The sequence below is a fragment of the Herbaspirillum huttiense genome (assembly GCF_004367745.1).
GTDB classification, from domain to species: domain Bacteria; phylum Pseudomonadota; class Gammaproteobacteria; order Burkholderiales; family Burkholderiaceae_D; genus Herbaspirillum; species Herbaspirillum huttiense.
In genome coordinates this window covers 3,619,333-3,633,872 of record NZ_CP037993.1, presented here as the reverse complement: position 1 = coordinate 3,633,872, position 14,540 = coordinate 3,619,333, and the positions used below count along the sequence as shown (strand labels likewise).

The window sequence follows — 14,540 nt, the reverse complement described above, 5'->3', positions numbered from 1 at the left end:
AGGAGCAGCAGCATGAGCAGAGCACAAGCCATCGCCGGCGTACAGGCTTACTTCGACGACGGCCGATTCATGGAAACCCTGAAGCGCCGCGTGGCCATCCGTACCGAAAGCCAGGAAGCGGCCAGCCTGCCCATCCTCTACGACTACCTGCGGCAGGAGATCACGCCTTATCTCGTCTCGCTGGGCTTTGACTGCGAAGTGATCGACAATCCGTTGCCGGGCGGCAGTCCCTTCCTGATCGCCGAGCGTATCGAAGTGGGGGCCGCTTTCACCTTGCTGACCTACGGGCATGGCGACGTGGTGCGCGGCTATGACAATCAATGGCGCGCCGGCCTCTCGCCGTGGGAGATCGTGGTCGAGGGCGAACGCTGGTACGGACGCGGCATCGCCGACAACAAGGCCCAGCACACCATCAACCTGGCCGCGCTGGAAGAAGTCATGAAGGTGCGCGGCGGCAAGCTCGGCTACAACGTCAAGCTGATCCTGGAGATGGGCGAGGAAACCGGTTCACCCGGCCTGAATGAAGTCTGCCGCCAGTATGCAGAGCGCCTGAAGGCTGATCTCTTCATCGCCTCCGACGGCCCGCGCGTGAACGCTCCCACGCCGACCATGTTCCTGGGCTCGCGCGGCGGCTGCAACTTTGATCTGACCTGCCATCTGCGCGACGGCGGCCATCACTCCGGCAACTGGGGCGGCCTGCTGCGCAATCCCGGCGTGCGCCTGGCCAATGCGATCGCCTGCCTGGTCGATGAACGCGGTGCCATCCGCGTGCCGGCATTGCTACCCGATGCCTTGCCGCAGAGCGTGCGCAAGGCCCTGGCCAGCGTCAAGCTAGGTGGCGGCCCCACCGATCCCGAGATCGATCCGGATTGGGGCGAGCCCGACCTCACGCCCGCTGAGCGCGTCTTCGGCTGGAATACGCTGGAAGTGCTGGCCTTCAAGACCGGCAATCCGGAGGCGCCCGTCAATGCCATTCCGGGGCGAGCCACCGCGCATTGCCAGATCCGTTTCGTGGTGGGCAGCGATGATGCGCATTTCATCGAACACATCCGCGCGCATCTGGATGAACACGGCTATGACGATGTGCAGGTGACGCTGTCGGGCGTGCAGTTTTCGGCAACGCGGCTCGATCCGGATGATGAATGGGTGCGCTGGGGCCTGGCCTCGCTGCAGGAGAGCACCGGCAAGACACCGACCTTGCTGCCCAACCTGGGGGGCTCGCTGCCCAACGATGTCTTCTCCGAGACCCTCGGCCTGCCGACGCTGTGGGTGCCGCACTCCTATCCGGCCTGCTCACAGCACGCGCCCAACGAGCATATACTGGCCAGCGTGTCGCGCGAGTCGCTGCAGCTGATGGCGGGCCTGTTCTGGGACCTGGCCGAGCAGGGCCGCGATGTGCTGGCGCGCCGCCCATCCCCCACGGAGAAACAATGAGTCACCCGCATGAACACGCCCTGTGCGAGGTCGCCGACCTGCACGATATCCACGACGAAATCACCGGCATCCGCCGCCATCTGCACCAGCATCCCGAACTGTCCTTCGAGGAAGTCGATACCGCCGCCCTGGTCGCCGCGCGCCTGGAAGAGTGGGGCTATGCCGTCACCCGCCACATCGGCGGCAATGGCCTGGTCGCCACCCTCAAAGCCGGCACCAGTGCCCGCAGCATTGGCCTGCGCGCCGACATGGATGCCTTGCCCATCCACGAAGAAACCGGCCTGGACTGGGCCAGCGTGAAGCCCGGTGCCATGCACGCCTGCGGCCATGATGGCCATACCGCCATGCTGCTGGGCGCGGCCAAGCACCTGGCCCGCACGCGCCGTTTTGACGGCACGCTGCACCTGATCTTCCAGCCGGCCGAGGAAGCCGGCTTCGACAGCGGCGCGCAGAAGATGCTGGCCGATGGGCTCTTCGAACGTTTTCCCTGCGATGCCGTGTTCGGCATCCACAATCATCCGGGCGTGGAAGCGGGCACGTTCATGTTCAGGAGCGGCCCCTTCATGGCCGCCTGCGATACCGTCAAGATCCGCCTCACCGGGCGCGGCAGCCATGCCGCACGGCCGCACCTGTCGGTCGATCCGGTGGTGGCTGCAGCCAGCCTGGTGATGGCCTTGCAGACGGTGGTCTCGCGCAATGTCGATCCGATGGAAACGGCAGTGGTCACGGTCGGCAGCCTGCATGCGGGCAAGGCCTCCAACGTGATTCCCGAATTCGCCACGCTGGAGTTGAGCGTGCGCTCCTTCAAGCCCGAGGTGCGCGCGTTGCTGGAAGAACGCATCCGCGCCTTGGTGGCGTTGCATGCCGAGAGCTACGGTGCGCGCGCAGATATCGAGTACCTGCGCGGCTATCCGGTGCTGGTCAACAGCGATGCCGAAACCGAATTCGCTCGCAGCGTGGCGGAGGAACTGGTGGGTGCGGAGAAGGTGATCGCGCCCTTCGGTCCGATTGCCGGCAGCGAGGATTTTGCCTACTTCCTGCAACAGCGCCCTGGCTGCTTCTTGCGGGTGGGCAACGGGCAGGGCCAGCCCATGCTGCACAACGCAGGCTACGATTTCAATGATGCCAACATCCCGGTGGGAGCCGCCTTTTGGACCCGACTGGTGGAGCGCTGGCTGCCCGTCAAGGCCAGCTGAGAGGGGACGTCGGGCGGCTTATACGTCAACGGCATAAGCGCATGACGAATGCTTCGTTTTCAGCCGCTGCGTGGCCCGGTACATTGAGGGCGTCTCCTCAGACGTCCTTGGACTTGGACAATTCGAGCCTGAACCCGCCATGCGCAAGCCTGGCGGGTTTTTTTTCGGCTGTTTCCCTGCGGCAGGCCGGCTTGAAATGCACGTAACTTTCCGAGGTCATGGAAGAGCTTGATATGCGGCAAAGCCTTGTGCCAGCTTGCTGTCGAGCTGACAAGCCACGTTGCAGGATCAGGAATTCCCCGATGTTCGCAGTCACGTTGGGCCACTACCATGGGAACCAATGAAACACGGTCTGTGCCCCGGACCCCCGACCACACAGTGGGGTCGTGACTGGCACGCAAGACCTTGACCAAGAATCTTGCCTTAGGAGCCAGCCATGCATTTCGTTACCGAATCCGTACCGGGTGAAATCACCCTGATGTTCATCAGCTACCTGGTCTTCTGCACCGTGCTGATGTATCTCTTCGTCAAGACCGACAAGGAGTGGGGCAGCCTGGAAGTGTCGCTGGACGACATCGGCCGGCGCGACCAGCAGGTAATGGCCTCGGCCCTGCGCTACGTGAAGGTGGATGCCGAAGACCGTTCGCTGTTCGACAATGGCCTGACCCGGCCGTCGCTGCAGCACTGCGCACAGTATCACGATGTTGATTGCACCTGCTTCATGCAGGAGCCGAAGAAGCCGGATTGAATTCCAGGGGAGCAATGCCTGGGGGCGAGGGATCGCAGGGGAAGTGAAGTGAGGGGGAGTGAAGCAGCAAAGGCAGTACCGTCGCGTGGCACTAGGGGTAGTGCCTGCAACAACAGCAAGCATCCGCAGCAGCAGTGAACCAATGTCGTTTCGTTTTGCAATTGATTTGTAGTGGTAGTTGCAGTTGCAGTGCGTAGCAGCAGTTGAAGTAGCCGTAGCAGTAGTAGCAGAGTTTTGCGTAGTAAACATGTCTTGAGGGTGGAACGGCAAGTCGTGCAGCCGCTTTTGTTCCAAAGCGCGTCACGCAATGGGAGTGTGCAGTCCGGCACGCCCGTGGAGCGGCCTAGCGGCTTGCCCGTTCTTTTCCATGAGAAAATAGCGCCCATGCAAAGCTCACATTCCTCCGCGCAGAACCTGCGCCCATTGATCCCCCTGGCCGATTACCAACGCATCTTCCGCGTCATCCATTCCGTGCTGCACAGCGTGGAAGCGGACATCCCGGCCGCCAGTTTCTTCTTTTCCGTCACCGCCGCCCAGATCCTCAAGAAGTTCTACAAGCGCAATGCCTTCCCGGTCGCCGGTGCGGCCTTCTACCTGATTCGTGAAGATGGCGGCGGCGCGCTGTCCTTTGGTTCACTGGGGGAGGACGGCCAAAGCGTCACCAGCCACCAGGATGCTTTCCACGCCTGGGTGCAGTGCGACGGCTATGCGCTGGACTTCATGGCGCCGCTGTTCCAGGAGCTGCTGGTCTCGGCCGGCCACCCGCTGCCGGTGCCGCGCCAGATGTTCCAGAAGGACTTGCAGCGCATGAGCGCGGACGTGCAGGCACTGGCCAAGCCGGGCGACTTCTACCTGGCTTCCAACCTGGAACTGACGCGAGAGCTGTTGCAGCAGTTCATGGCCAAGAAGGCGCTGACCAATCTGTCGCAACTGTGCCTGGAATGGTTCCGCAAGCCGCCCAAGGCCATGCCGGACGACCTGGCCCTGCAAGGCGCCGATGGCGAAGTCTCGCGCATCAAACTGCAGGCCACGGCCATCGAAGGCGTCTGGTAAGACGTTCGTCGTTTTTCTTCAGCAGTTTCTTCAGGGAATGTCATGGAGGCGGACGCCTCCGAGAGGAGGGTGTGCTGGACAGATGTCCAACACACCATGCGATCATGCATATCGGTTGCATGTACCGCACTAGGGTTCACACTATAGTTCGTCGTTATGACGGCTTCATGACATTTTCGGTATCACTTTCGGTATCACTTTTCTCCCGGCCGCTGCCGCTCTCGCTTTTTCCTTCATATCCCCTGTGCACTGTCATGGCGCGGTCATACGCGGCCACTAGACTTCAACACGTCTCCTCTGACCCTGTGCAGATGTTGTTGCCTGCGATGCGAGCGCGTCGCAGGCCTTTTTTTCTGCGGGTCAGCCAGTTTCTCCCAGCTTCATGCTTCACGCCCAGGCCGGACAGTGGCGTCGTAACCCGGCAGGTCGCACACGTGATGGAAGCCGCGGTCCTCCCTTCCCGTCAGGCGCAAGCTTGTCGGTGCGCGGCGCGGGGTGCGTCCCTCCCTTCCGGGCAGGCTCCGTCAGCGGGGCCTGCCCATCGCTTTCTCCTTTCCCCGCCTCGCGCTGTTGCCCGCCGGTTGCCCATCCGCTGCCCTGGTGGTGAATTCCCTTTGCAATCAACGACTTGATGCGCTTACCCAGCGCTTTTCCACAGGCTTGCTCCCAAAAAATGTGGATATCCATGCAAGGGCTGCAGACCAACGGGCGTTGCCCGTCTCGTATCATTTTTCATAAAACCCTTAACAATCAATGGTTTGAGTGGCTTGTCCAGTGCTTTTCCACAGGCTTGCTCCCAAAAAGTGTGGATATCACCCCGCTCGGCCAGTCTGGGCGCGGCTTTGCGGCGGACGGACTGGTGCGCCAAAAAACTGCCCGGGTTTGCATCTGAAATGGTTTTTCCTTTGTAATCAATTGCTTGAATCTCTTGTCAAGCGCTTGTCCACAGGCTTGCTCCCAAAATGTGTGGATATCCTGCCGGAAGCGCCTGGCGATGCCGTATTTCGAGTCCGGAGCAAGCTGAAAAGCCAAGGTCGGCCGTATTTGGGTGGTCTTTGCCAGCCGCAGTTGCGTTAATGAAAAGTTGTTTGGAATCAACGGCTTGAGTGGCTTGTCAAGTGCTTCTCCACAAGCTTGCTCCCAGAAAATGTGGATATCCTTGCAGGTCCTGCAACGCTTATCGGGTCTGCCGGGCTGCCCGTTTTTTGCCTGCTGCTGCCTCGGCTAAGGAAAGTCCTTTGCAATCAAGACCTTGCCTGACTTGCCCAGCGCTTCTCCACAGGCTTGCTCCCAAAAAATGTGGATATCCGCTCAAGGGACGGGGACAAGTCAGGGCCGCGAGATGGGCGGAAGGCGACTGCACCATTTCTGCGCGCTGCCGAGGCGGGAGGGAAAAGTACTGAAGAATCAAGGGCTTGGGTGGCTTGTCAAAGCCTTGTCCACAAGCTTGCCCCCGTAAAATGTGGATAAGGCCTGCGCAGGGCAGGCCTTGGAGGAGGCAGAGGAGAAGCTGGGGATAAGCCGTCGGGCGACGACTCAGCTCTTGTCCGGCGCGCTGTAGGGTTCGACGCTGACCGCTTTCATGCTGTAGCTGGATGCGCCCATGGAAGAATCCGAGCGTTCCACCTTGAGCACGCCGCTGATCCACACCGCATCCATGGTGCGCACATTCTTGACGGCCTTGGCGCTCTTGACGTGAATGATCTGGTTGGCCGGCGGTGGCGGCACGTGAATGCAGGCACCGAAGTAGGGGACCAGCAGGAATTCCTTGAGTGCCTCGCCTTCTCGGTCCAGGGATACCACAAAGCCGGGCAGGCGCACCGGCTTGCCTTCCATGGCCGGGTCGACCGGGGCATCCTTCCAGTATTTCTTGGCCTTCCACAGCGCCGCATCGGCACGCGGATCGTCATCGGTCATCTGGTCCAGTTTCAAGCCCTTGAACGGGGCCATCGGGTCCCAGTCCTTGGGGATCAACGATTCCCAGGCGATCTCCTGGAAGCCGTTCACCATCTTGCCCGAGGCCTGGTAAGGCTTTTCGGTCACGGCGGCACTTTGCTGCAATTGGTCGCCGACCTTGTAGGGGCCGTTGGATGCGTCCGCCACGCCCGGTACCGTGCTGCCGGCATCGGCGCGTGCCGTGACGGCGGGGACCGCGCCGGCCAGCGCAGCAGACGTCGCCGGGGCTGCGCTGACCGCTGCAGGCGCGGCCGCCGGGGCCGCGTGGGCGTTGACTTGCGAGAGCAGGCGCACGCCCAGCCCGGCCCACAGGCCGGCGACCACGATGCCGCCTATCCAGTAAAGAGTCTTCATATCATGGCTTCCAGATCAGAGTCTTGGTGTCAGGCCGTCCGACAGGCTCAGGCGATACGCGCGCCAGGCCGGCAACAGGCTGGCCACCAGTCCGGCCAGCACGGTCCAGAGCAGCAATTGTAATTCGCCTGCCGCCGGCCAGGCGGGATGCAGGGCAATGCCGAACTGGTCAGCCAGCATCGGCCCCAGCACCCAGATCAGTCCGCTCAGCAGCAACAGCCCCGCCAGCACGCCGCACAGCATCACGCCCAGTCCCTCCACGCACAGCAGCCACAGCACATCCAGCGGACGCGCTCCGACCGAGCGCAGAATGGCCAGCTCGCGCCGCCGCTCGCCCAGGCTGGCCAGGATCGCCGCCACCAGCCCGGCCAGGCCGACCACCACCACCATGCCCGAGACCACCAGCAAGGCGTTCTCGCCGATGCCGACCACGTCCCACAGCTGGTCCAGCGCCACGCCCGGCAGCACGGCCATCAAGGGCTCCTTGAAGCCATCGCCATCGGCAATGGCGCGCTGCACGGCGAACACGCGGGCGCGGCTCTTCAGGCCCACCAGGACGGCGGTGATGCTGGTCGGCGTCAGGTTGAATTTCTTCACGAATTCGGCCGGGATATGCACCCCCGGCAAGGGCGCACCGCCTTCCCAGTCAAGGTGGATGGCCTGCATGCCATCCAGGCCGATATGTACCGTGCGGTCCACCGGGGTGCCGGTGCGGGCCAGGATGCCGACCACCTTGAAGGGTTTGTCGGCGTGCTGGGTCAGCCCGAGACCACCCATGCCATGGGCCAGGACGATGACGTCTCCGAGGTGATAGTGCAACTTGTCGGCCACGTCCGCCCCCAGCACGGCATCGAAGACGCCGGCAAAGGGCTGGCCTTGGGCCAGCTTGAGCGACTGGCCGCTGCCATAGCGGAAATGGGTGAAGTAATCCCCATTGGTGGCCAGCACCGGGAAGCCGCGATGTGAATCGCCCAGCGAGATCGGGATGGTCCAGGCCACCGCGGGATTGCGCGCCAGGGTCTGGGCACTGTCCCAGCCCATGTTGTTGGTGGCCCCGCCGATGCGGAAGATGGCGTACAGCATCAGCTGGATCGGACTGGTCCGCGCACCGACCACCAGATCCGTGCCGGACACCGATTGCGAGAACCCGGCCCGCACTTCATGGCGTACCCGTTCGATGCCGAGCAGCATGGTGGTAGAGAGGGCAATGGCCAGCAGCATCAGCCCCAGCGTGAAGCGGCGGTTCCAGGCGCTGCGCGCGGCCAGTCGCAGGAGCAGCTTCATGCGGCCTCCTCGGGACGGGCGGCCTGGTTCAGCTGTTCCAGCGCGATGCGGCGGTTGAAGCGTTCGGCCAGGCGCTGGTCGTGGCTGACGAAGACCAGTGCCGCGCCGCTCTGCGCGCATTCGCGCTGCAGCAGGTCGAGGAAGGCTTGCTGGCGGTCGCTGTCCAGGGCCGAGGTCGGTTCGTCGGCGACGATGATTTCCGGACGGCCGATCAGCGAGCGCGCAGCGGCCACACGTTGCTGCTGGCCGATGGAGAGTTGGGTCACGGGGCGCGTCCACAGGCCCGGTGCCAGATCCAGCGCCGCCAGCAGGGATTGCGCCACGCCCTTGAGATCGGCGCCTTGCTGGCCGGCGCGCTCCCTGCGGTAGGACGAGAACTGGCAGGGCAGCAGCACGTTGTCGAGGATCGATAGATATGGCAGCAAATTGAACTGCTGGAAGATGAAGCCGATGTGATCCACCCGGAAGCGGTCCCGCCGCGCCGCCGAGAGACTGTGCAGCGGCTGGCCCAAGACTTCCACGGTGCCGGCTTGCGGCACGATGATGCCGCCGATGGCGGCCAGCAGGGTGCTCTTGCCGCTGCCGCTGGGGCCGCTGACGAAGACATGTTCACCAGCCGCGACCTGGAAATGCGGCAAGGCCAGCGCCGGGTGCGTCTGGCCGGGCCAGGTGAAGCGCAGGTCGCGCATGGCGATGGCGGCGGCCGGGGAGGGGCGTTCAGGGAGAGTCATGACAACATGAAGGAAAAGCGCAGGAGCGCCGAGGCAGAGGGGGAGGGCCGATCATAGCGCCGGTGCCTGTCATTGGGCTGACTGGTTGCCGGGGCAGGTGGCCCCGGCGGGTCGGTGCATCAGTTCAGGGGGATCAGGGCGCTGCCCGGCACCAGTTGCACCGCACCTTGCTTCTTGGGCGTGGCCAGTTGCACGTCGATGCGCTGGAAGCCGGGGAAGGCGGCAAACAGGCCGCTCACATCCACCGTATTGAGTGCGCCGGGGGTGGCGCAGACCAGGGTGAAATCGCCATCGAGGTCGGCATGGCCATCGCTGGGGGCGGGCTCGCTGCTGGCGGGCGTCTTCTCACCCAGGAGGGCCGGTGTCAGCACGGCCGACTCCAGCTGCACTTCGGCCGGCTTGCACTGGGCGGCGGCATCGGTGGCGAACATGCGGTTGACCTCGCGCAGGTTCTTGACGGCGGCGCGCACGGTGTCCTTGTCCTTGCCGCTGCTGGCGGCGTGTTCGAAGCCGACCAGGTTGATCAGCGGGCTGTCCAGGTGCAGGGTCAGGGTGTTGCCTTCCAGGGCCACGTCCAGCTTGCCCACGCCGTGCACATGCGCGGGATGGTTGCCATGATGGTCATGGCCTTCATCGGCGGCCAGCGCAGGCAGGCTGGCCAGGGACAGCAGGACGAGAGGAATCAGGCGCAACGATGGACGGGATCGGAACATGGGCGGCTTCTTTCTTGTGCTTGTTGTAAAGGGAATTTAAGGGGGGGCGGCAAACCGGCAACGCAAGGAAACAGACTGCAAACCAGGGCAGAAGATCCGCCCTCAGAGCGGCATTGTGCCCCGGACCACGGGCAGATTTGCAGCGTTGTTACATTCTGCAACAGGGTTGCATTATAATGCCTGCTTTTCCTGTTTCTGCAACTCGGTTGCGCCAACGGGCAAGTGTGCTCTTCCCGGCCTTGCTGGCCGCCTTGTCCGGTGCCCGTGTTGCTTCTTCTCAGATTGCCTGCCGTGTCGTTTCTCTCTCGATTCCTGTTGAAGCAAGGCGTGCTCGCCAGCCCCTGGTGGGAGCGTGTGCTGGCCGTTGTGCCCGTAGTCCTGCTGCTGTGGCTGGGCGTGCACTGGGCCTTGGGGGAGGGCTGACATGGACGCTGCCATCTCGCTGGACAACCTCACCGTCAGCTATCGCCGCCACCCGGCCTTGCACCATGTCAACGGGGCCTTTGCGCGTGGTTCGCTCACCGCCATCGTCGGTCCCAACGGGGCTGGCAAGAGCACTCTGCTCAAGACCATGCTGGGGCTGGTGCGCTGCAATGACGGACGCGTGCATACCCATGTCGATGCACGCCGCATCGCCTACCTGCCGCAGCAGGCCGAGATTGACCGCAGCTTCCCCATCACGGTGATCGACTGCGTGCAACTGGGTTACTGGCAGGCCAAGGGCAACTGGGGCGGCATCGACGCCGCCATGCGCCAGCGTGCGGTGCAGGCGCTGGCGGCAGTCGGGCTGGACGGTTTTGCCGGACGCCCGGTGTCCAGCCTGTCGGTCGGGCAGTTCCAGCGCGTGCTGTTTGCCCGCATCCTGCTGCAGGATGCCGAGGTGATCCTGCTGGATGAACCCTTCAATGCCATCGACGCCCGCACCACCGGCGACCTGCTGCGCATCATCTCGGCCTGGCATGCCGAACGCCGCACCGTCATTGCGGTGCTGCACGACCACGACCAGGTGCGCCGCGCCTTCCCGCAGACCTTGCTGCTGGCGCGCAATGTGGTGGCCTGGGGCGAGACGGCCGAGGTCATGTGTGAAGAAAACCTGCAGCGCGCCCGTGCCATGGCCGAAGCGGTCGATGAGCATGCCGGCGTCTGCGAGGTGAGCGAAGCGGAGGTGCTGGCCTTGTCGCGCGTGCATGACCATGCGCATGAACATTCACATGGGCATCCCCACGCGCACCATGCCGCCAGCCCGGGAGGCCAGGCATGAGCGTACTTTCGACGTTGCAAACGCTGGCCATTGCCCCGTTCCTGGAATTTTCCTTCATGCGCCGCGCTTTGGTGGCTGCCTTTGCCCTGGCGCTGGGCAGCGCCCCGCTGGGCGTGCTGCTGACCCTGCGCCGCATGAGCCTGTTCGGCGAGGCCCTGAGCCACGCCGTGCTGCCGGGCGTGGCGGTGGGTTTCATCTTCTTCGGCCTGTCGTTGCCGGCGCTGTCCATCGGCGGGTTTGCCGCCGGGGTGCTGGTGGTGGCCGTGGCCGGCTGGATCAGCCGCCATACCGAACTGAAGGAAGACGCCAGCCTGGCTGCCATCTACGTGGTGGCCCTGGCGCTGGGCGTGATCCTGATTTCTCGCCACGGCACCCAGCTCGATCTGCTGCACATCCTCTTCGGCAACGTACTGGGCGTGGACAGCGAGGGCCTGGTACTCATTGCCGGTGTGGCCAGCGCCAGCGTGCTGGGCATCGCCGCGCTCTATCGCGGGCTGCTGCTGGAGAGCTTCGATCCTTCCTACATGGCCGTGGGCGGCGGACGCAGCGGCGGTGCGATCTACCAGCAGGTATTCCTGATGCTCGTGGTGATGAACCTGGTCGCCTCCTTCCAGACCCTGGGCACCTTGATGGCGGTCGGCCTGATGATGCTGCCGGCGGTCTCGGCCCGGTTGTGGCACGACACCTTGCCCGCGCAGCTGTGCAACAGCGTGTTGCAGGCGGCGCTGGCCGGGTATGCGGGGCTGCTGATCTCGTATTACGCCTCGGTGCCGTCCGGCCCCGTCATCATCGTCTGCGCGGGCGTGCTGTATGCCGCTTCGCTGTTGTTGGCCCCGCGCGGCTGGCTGCCGCGCCTGTTGCGGCGACCGCACCTGCAGGCCTGAGACTTCACTTTCTCCTGTCTATTGCTGATTTCTTCTGCTTCTCTTTTTCCGGAGTATTCATGAAACTGTTTCGTCCTCTCTCTGCGCTGCTGGCGGCCCTGGCCGTGGCGGCGAGCCTGCCGGCGGCCGCTGCCGAGCGCATTCCGGTGCTGGCCAGCTTCAGCATCCTGGGCGACGTGGTCGCCAATGTCGGCGGCGAGCGCATCGCCGTCTCCACCCTGGTCGGCCCGGATGAAGATGCGCACGTCTTCCAGCCCGCGCCGGATGACATCAAGGCGGTCTCGCGTGCCAAATTGATCGTGGTCAATGGCCTCGGTTTCGAAGGCTGGATGGAGCGCCTGGCGCAGTCGGCCAATTACCGTGGCCCCATCGTGGTGGCTTCGGCCGGCATCAAGGCGCGCGAACGCGTGGGGGAGGACGAAGACGATCACGCCCACGGTGCCGGACATGAACATCACGGCAAGGACGACCCGCACGCCTGGCAGGATCCGCAGAACGTGATCGTCTACACCCGCAACATCGTCACCGCCCTGGCCAAGCTGGACCCGGCCGGTGCCGAGGTCTACCGCAAGAATGGCGAGGCCTATGTCGCCAAGCTGCAGGACCTCGATGCCTGGGCTGCACGCCAGTTCAGCCAGATCCCGGATGCCAAGCGCAAGGTCATCACCTCGCATGACGCCTTTGAATACTTCGGTGCGCGCTACAAGGTACGCTTCCTGGCTGCGCAGGGCGTGTCTACCGACAGCGAACCCAGCGCCCGCGAGGTGGCTTCGCTGATCCGCCAGATCCGCAGCGAGAAGATCAAGGCCCTGTTCTTCGAGAACATGAGCAACCCCAAGCTGCTGCAGCAGATCGCCCGCGAATCCGGTACGGCACCGGGCGGCAAGCTGTACGCCGATGCATTGTCGAAACCGGATGGTCCGGCACCGGACTACCTCACGCTGATGCGCTACAACATCACGCAATTGCTGGAAAAGATCCGTCTCAACTGAGGCGCGACAAATCGCGTATGCTGGTGGCCCCGCGCCGTCGCCCTGGCGGCGCCTGTCACCTTGCATAGGAGAATTCCCGCATGAGTACCGTTACCGTCGTCGCCATCATCACCGCCAAGCCCGGCCAGCGCGAAGCGCTGTTGGCCATTGCCCGTGCCAACCTGGCCGCCGTGCGTGCCGAGGAAGGTTGCATCGAATATGGACTGGTGGTGGATGTGGATGGCTTCGGCCCGAACCAGGCGCCGCTGGGGCCGGATACCTTTGCCTTCGTCGAGAAGTGGAAGGACGAAGAAGCGCTGAAACTGCACTTCACCCTGCCGCACATGACCGACTATCGCGAGAAGTCCAAGGACCTGATCGCGGATCGCAAGGTGCATGTGCTCAAGTCGGCGGACTGATCCCCGCCGCGTTTGTCCCCGCGCCCGGCGCGGGGGCGGACTCCCTCAGTATTCGCCAGGAAAATCCGCCGGCCAGGTCTGCTGCGGATCGAACGAAGACGCTTGGCCCATCTGCTTCAACCACGTGATGAAAGTCTTCAGTGCCGGATTGGTGTCGGCGCTGCTGCGATAGAGCATGTGGTAACCCTCCCCGTGCAGCACGATCTCCGGAAACAGCCGCACCAGCCGGCCTGCGGCCAGATCGTCATCCACCAGCGCCAGCGTGCCCATGCCCACCCCCTGATCAGTAGCAGCCGCCTGCAGGCTCAGGAAGGAATGTTCATACACCGTCCCCGGCATCTTGCGCCGTACCGCCACCCCGGCCTTGCCCAGCCACTGCGACCAGGCCGCTGAACGGCTGGAGAGGTGAATCAACGGTACCTCCACGAAATCGCGCGGGACCCGGATCGGGTGCGTCTCCAGGAAGTGCGGCGAGGCCAGCGGTACCGACACGTCATCCAGGAAGCGCACGCAGTCGTAGCCGCTGCGCTCCAGCGGGCTGCGCCAGATGATGACGTCGAAAGGATCCTTCACATCCTCGAAATACTCCGACATGGTCGTGGTGACGCGCACCTCGATCCGCGGGTTGTCAATCTGGAACTGCGACAGGCGCGGAATCAGCCAGCGCATGGCCACCGAGGGCGCGGCGATCAGGCGCACCACGCGGCTCTTGCCGGCTAGGGACAACTGTTCGGCCGCCAGGGCAATGCGGTCCAGGCTGGCTTTGACCTCGGCATAGAAGGCCAGAGCCGCTTCTGTGGGTTCCACACCACGCGACTGGCGTAAAAACAACGGTTGTTCGAAATACTCTTCCAGCGTTTTGATCTGCTGGCTGACCGCGCTATGGGTGATGAAAAGTTCATGGGCCGCCAGCGTCAGACTCCGCGTCCGGACTGCCGCTTCGAACACCTTGAGGGCCTTGAGCGGGGGTAAGGATGAAGACATGCTGTAAGAAAAACTTATAGTGGTGACGGAAAATGTTGCTTTGCAAAAGCCGGGGGCGACCTTATTCTTCAATCACCCAAACGTCAAACAGAAGGAATTCATCGTGAACAACGTCAGTATATTGGCAAAAGATGCCGGTTTTTCTAACAATTTGCGCTCCCTGGTCGAGCTGGTGAAGTTTGCTGTCCAGCAAGTCATCGCCGCCCACGCCCTGAAGCCCGTGCGCAACGATGCTACCGACCTGCATGACGCCGCCTACTTCGAAGGCGTGACCGACCATTTCGAGATGGAAGTGCGCCTGCGCCAGCTGGATCACAGCCACCTGCACGCCGTCTGGAAGCTGCAATCGCAGATCTGAATGCCGATGCGGCCAGCTTGATGGCAGCACCCGCAGCAATGAAGTACCGCAGTACCCGGCAGGACCAGGCCCAATGCGCCTGAAGAACGACGAAGAAGAGACCGGCTCCGCATGCCCGGAGCCGCAGCAGGCAGCCAGCAGTCGCCCACAGAGGCAGACCCTGCCCGACGCATCTCCGTAGTACCCGTATTGCC

General features: G+C 63.5%; 15 protein-coding genes. 10 read left to right on the top strand and 5 right to left on the bottom strand.

Features of this window, described 5'->3' with window-relative positions:
• The first annotated feature begins 12 nt into the window (after positions 1-12).
• The 4 genes from E2K99_RS16325 (at position 13) to E2K99_RS16310 (ending at position 4,431) form a co-directional block, all read left to right on the top strand.
• Positions 13-1,434, top strand: coding sequence for a M20 family metallopeptidase (locus E2K99_RS16325; RefSeq protein WP_134222892.1), 1,422 nt, complete (start codon positions 13-15; stop codon positions 1,432-1,434).
• On the top strand, positions 1,431-2,630 hold the full coding sequence (locus E2K99_RS16320) for a M20 aminoacylase family protein (protein WP_134222891.1): 1,200 nt from the start codon (positions 1,431-1,433) through the stop codon (positions 2,628-2,630). Before E2K99_RS16325 ends, E2K99_RS16320 begins: the two co-directional genes overlap by 4 nt.
• Positions 2,631-3,066: 436 nt before the next feature.
• The gene (locus E2K99_RS16315) at positions 3,067-3,378 is read left to right on the top strand and encodes a hypothetical protein (RefSeq protein ID WP_121042171.1); all 312 of its coding nucleotides are present in this window, start codon (positions 3,067-3,069) and stop codon (positions 3,376-3,378) included.
• A 384-nt stretch (positions 3,379-3,762) separates the two neighbouring features.
• Entirely contained in the window at positions 3,763-4,431 is a 669-nt protein-coding gene (locus tag E2K99_RS16310) for a DUF2026 family protein (protein ID WP_134222890.1), read from the top strand.
• A 1,536-nt stretch (positions 4,432-5,967) separates the two neighbouring features.
• On the opposite strand, the gene E2K99_RS16305 is transcribed toward E2K99_RS16310, so the two are convergent.
• The 4 genes from E2K99_RS16305 to E2K99_RS16290 all read right to left on the bottom strand — a co-directional run bounded on the left by E2K99_RS16305 (position 5,968) and on the right by E2K99_RS16290 (position 9,469).
• Entirely contained in the window at positions 5,968-6,741 is a 774-nt protein-coding gene (locus tag E2K99_RS16305) for a DUF3299 domain-containing protein (protein WP_121042167.1), read from the bottom strand.
• A 15-nt stretch (positions 6,742-6,756) separates the two neighbouring features.
• Complete coding sequence (locus tag E2K99_RS16300) at positions 6,757-8,025, bottom strand: ABC transporter permease (RefSeq protein WP_121042165.1); 1,269 nt, start codon at positions 8,023-8,025, stop codon at positions 6,757-6,759.
• Positions 8,022-8,756: an ABC transporter ATP-binding protein gene (locus E2K99_RS16295; RefSeq protein WP_134222889.1), complete on the bottom strand. Its 735-nt coding sequence runs from the start codon at positions 8,754-8,756 to the stop codon at positions 8,022-8,024. Before E2K99_RS16295 ends, E2K99_RS16300 begins: the two co-directional genes overlap by 4 nt.
• A 119-nt stretch (positions 8,757-8,875) precedes the next feature.
• Positions 8,876-9,469 carry a DUF2796 domain-containing protein gene (locus E2K99_RS16290; protein ID WP_134222888.1) on the bottom strand — a complete coding sequence of 198 codons (594 nt, stop codon included), beginning with the start codon at positions 9,467-9,469 and terminating at the stop codon, positions 8,876-8,878.
• 291 nt (positions 9,470-9,760) lie between these two features.
• Here E2K99_RS16290 and E2K99_RS26105 point away from each other — a divergent pair, with 291 nt between their 5' ends.
• From E2K99_RS26105 to E2K99_RS16270, 5 genes are all read left to right on the top strand, one after another.
• Positions 9,761-9,892, top strand: coding sequence for a hypothetical protein (locus tag E2K99_RS26105; RefSeq protein ID WP_256497406.1), 132 nt, complete (start codon positions 9,761-9,763; stop codon positions 9,890-9,892).
• A 1-nt stretch (position 9,893) separates the two neighbouring features.
• Complete coding sequence (gene aztA, locus E2K99_RS16285) at positions 9,894-10,730, top strand: zinc ABC transporter ATP-binding protein AztA (protein WP_039784849.1); 837 nt, start codon at positions 9,894-9,896, stop codon at positions 10,728-10,730.
• Positions 10,727-11,614 carry a metal ABC transporter permease gene (locus E2K99_RS16280; RefSeq protein ID WP_039784850.1) on the top strand — a complete coding sequence of 296 codons (888 nt, stop codon included), beginning with the start codon at positions 10,727-10,729 and terminating at the stop codon, positions 11,612-11,614. Before aztA ends, E2K99_RS16280 begins: the two co-directional genes overlap by 4 nt.
• A 59-nt stretch (positions 11,615-11,673) precedes the next feature.
• On the top strand, positions 11,674-12,606 hold the full coding sequence (locus E2K99_RS16275; protein WP_134222887.1) for a metal ABC transporter substrate-binding protein: 933 nt from the start codon (positions 11,674-11,676) through the stop codon (positions 12,604-12,606).
• 80 nt (positions 12,607-12,686) lie between these two features.
• Entirely contained in the window at positions 12,687-13,004 is a 318-nt protein-coding gene (locus E2K99_RS16270; RefSeq protein ID WP_039784852.1) for a putative quinol monooxygenase, read from the top strand.
• 45 nt (positions 13,005-13,049) lie between these two features.
• On the opposite strand, the gene E2K99_RS16265 is transcribed toward E2K99_RS16270, so the two are convergent.
• Entirely contained in the window at positions 13,050-13,988 is a 939-nt protein-coding gene (locus tag E2K99_RS16265; RefSeq protein ID WP_034335739.1) for a LysR substrate-binding domain-containing protein, read from the bottom strand.
• 103 nt (positions 13,989-14,091) lie between these two features.
• Here E2K99_RS16265 and E2K99_RS16260 point away from each other — a divergent pair, with 103 nt between their 5' ends.
• Complete coding sequence (locus E2K99_RS16260) at positions 14,092-14,346, top strand: hypothetical protein (protein WP_039785006.1); 255 nt, start codon at positions 14,092-14,094, stop codon at positions 14,344-14,346.
• Positions 14,347-14,540 lie beyond the last annotated feature (194 nt).

Bases quoted from the DNA above. Each gene is read 5' to 3' on its own strand.
- E2K99_RS16325 (WP_134222892.1), top strand. From the start codon at position 13: ATGAGCAGAGCACAAGCCATCGCCGGCGTACAGGCTTACTTCGACGAC.
- E2K99_RS16320 (WP_134222891.1), top strand. From the start codon at position 1,431: ATGAGTCACCCGCATGAACACGCCCTGTGCGAGGTCGCCGACCTGCAC.
- E2K99_RS16315 (WP_121042171.1), top strand. From the start codon at position 3,067: ATGCATTTCGTTACCGAATCCGTACCGGGTGAAATCACCCTGATGTTC.
- E2K99_RS16310 (WP_134222890.1), top strand. From the start codon at position 3,763: ATGCAAAGCTCACATTCCTCCGCGCAGAACCTGCGCCCATTGATCCCC.
- E2K99_RS16305 (WP_121042167.1), bottom strand. From the start codon at position 6,741: ATGAAGACTCTTTACTGGATAGGCGGCATCGTGGTCGCCGGCCTGTGG.
- E2K99_RS16300 (WP_121042165.1), bottom strand. From the start codon at position 8,025: ATGAAGCTGCTCCTGCGACTGGCCGCGCGCAGCGCCTGGAACCGCCGC.
- E2K99_RS16295 (WP_134222889.1), bottom strand. From the start codon at position 8,756: ATGACTCTCCCTGAACGCCCCTCCCCGGCCGCCGCCATCGCCATGCGC.
- E2K99_RS16290 (WP_134222888.1), bottom strand. From the start codon at position 9,469: ATGTTCCGATCCCGTCCATCGTTGCGCCTGATTCCTCTCGTCCTGCTG.
- aztA (WP_039784849.1), top strand. From the start codon at position 9,894: ATGGACGCTGCCATCTCGCTGGACAACCTCACCGTCAGCTATCGCCGC.
- E2K99_RS16280 (WP_039784850.1), top strand. From the start codon at position 10,727: ATGAGCGTACTTTCGACGTTGCAAACGCTGGCCATTGCCCCGTTCCTG.
- E2K99_RS16275 (WP_134222887.1), top strand. From the start codon at position 11,674: ATGAAACTGTTTCGTCCTCTCTCTGCGCTGCTGGCGGCCCTGGCCGTG.
- E2K99_RS16270 (WP_039784852.1), top strand. From the start codon at position 12,687: ATGAGTACCGTTACCGTCGTCGCCATCATCACCGCCAAGCCCGGCCAG.
- E2K99_RS16265 (WP_034335739.1), bottom strand. From the start codon at position 13,988: ATGTCTTCATCCTTACCCCCGCTCAAGGCCCTCAAGGTGTTCGAAGCG.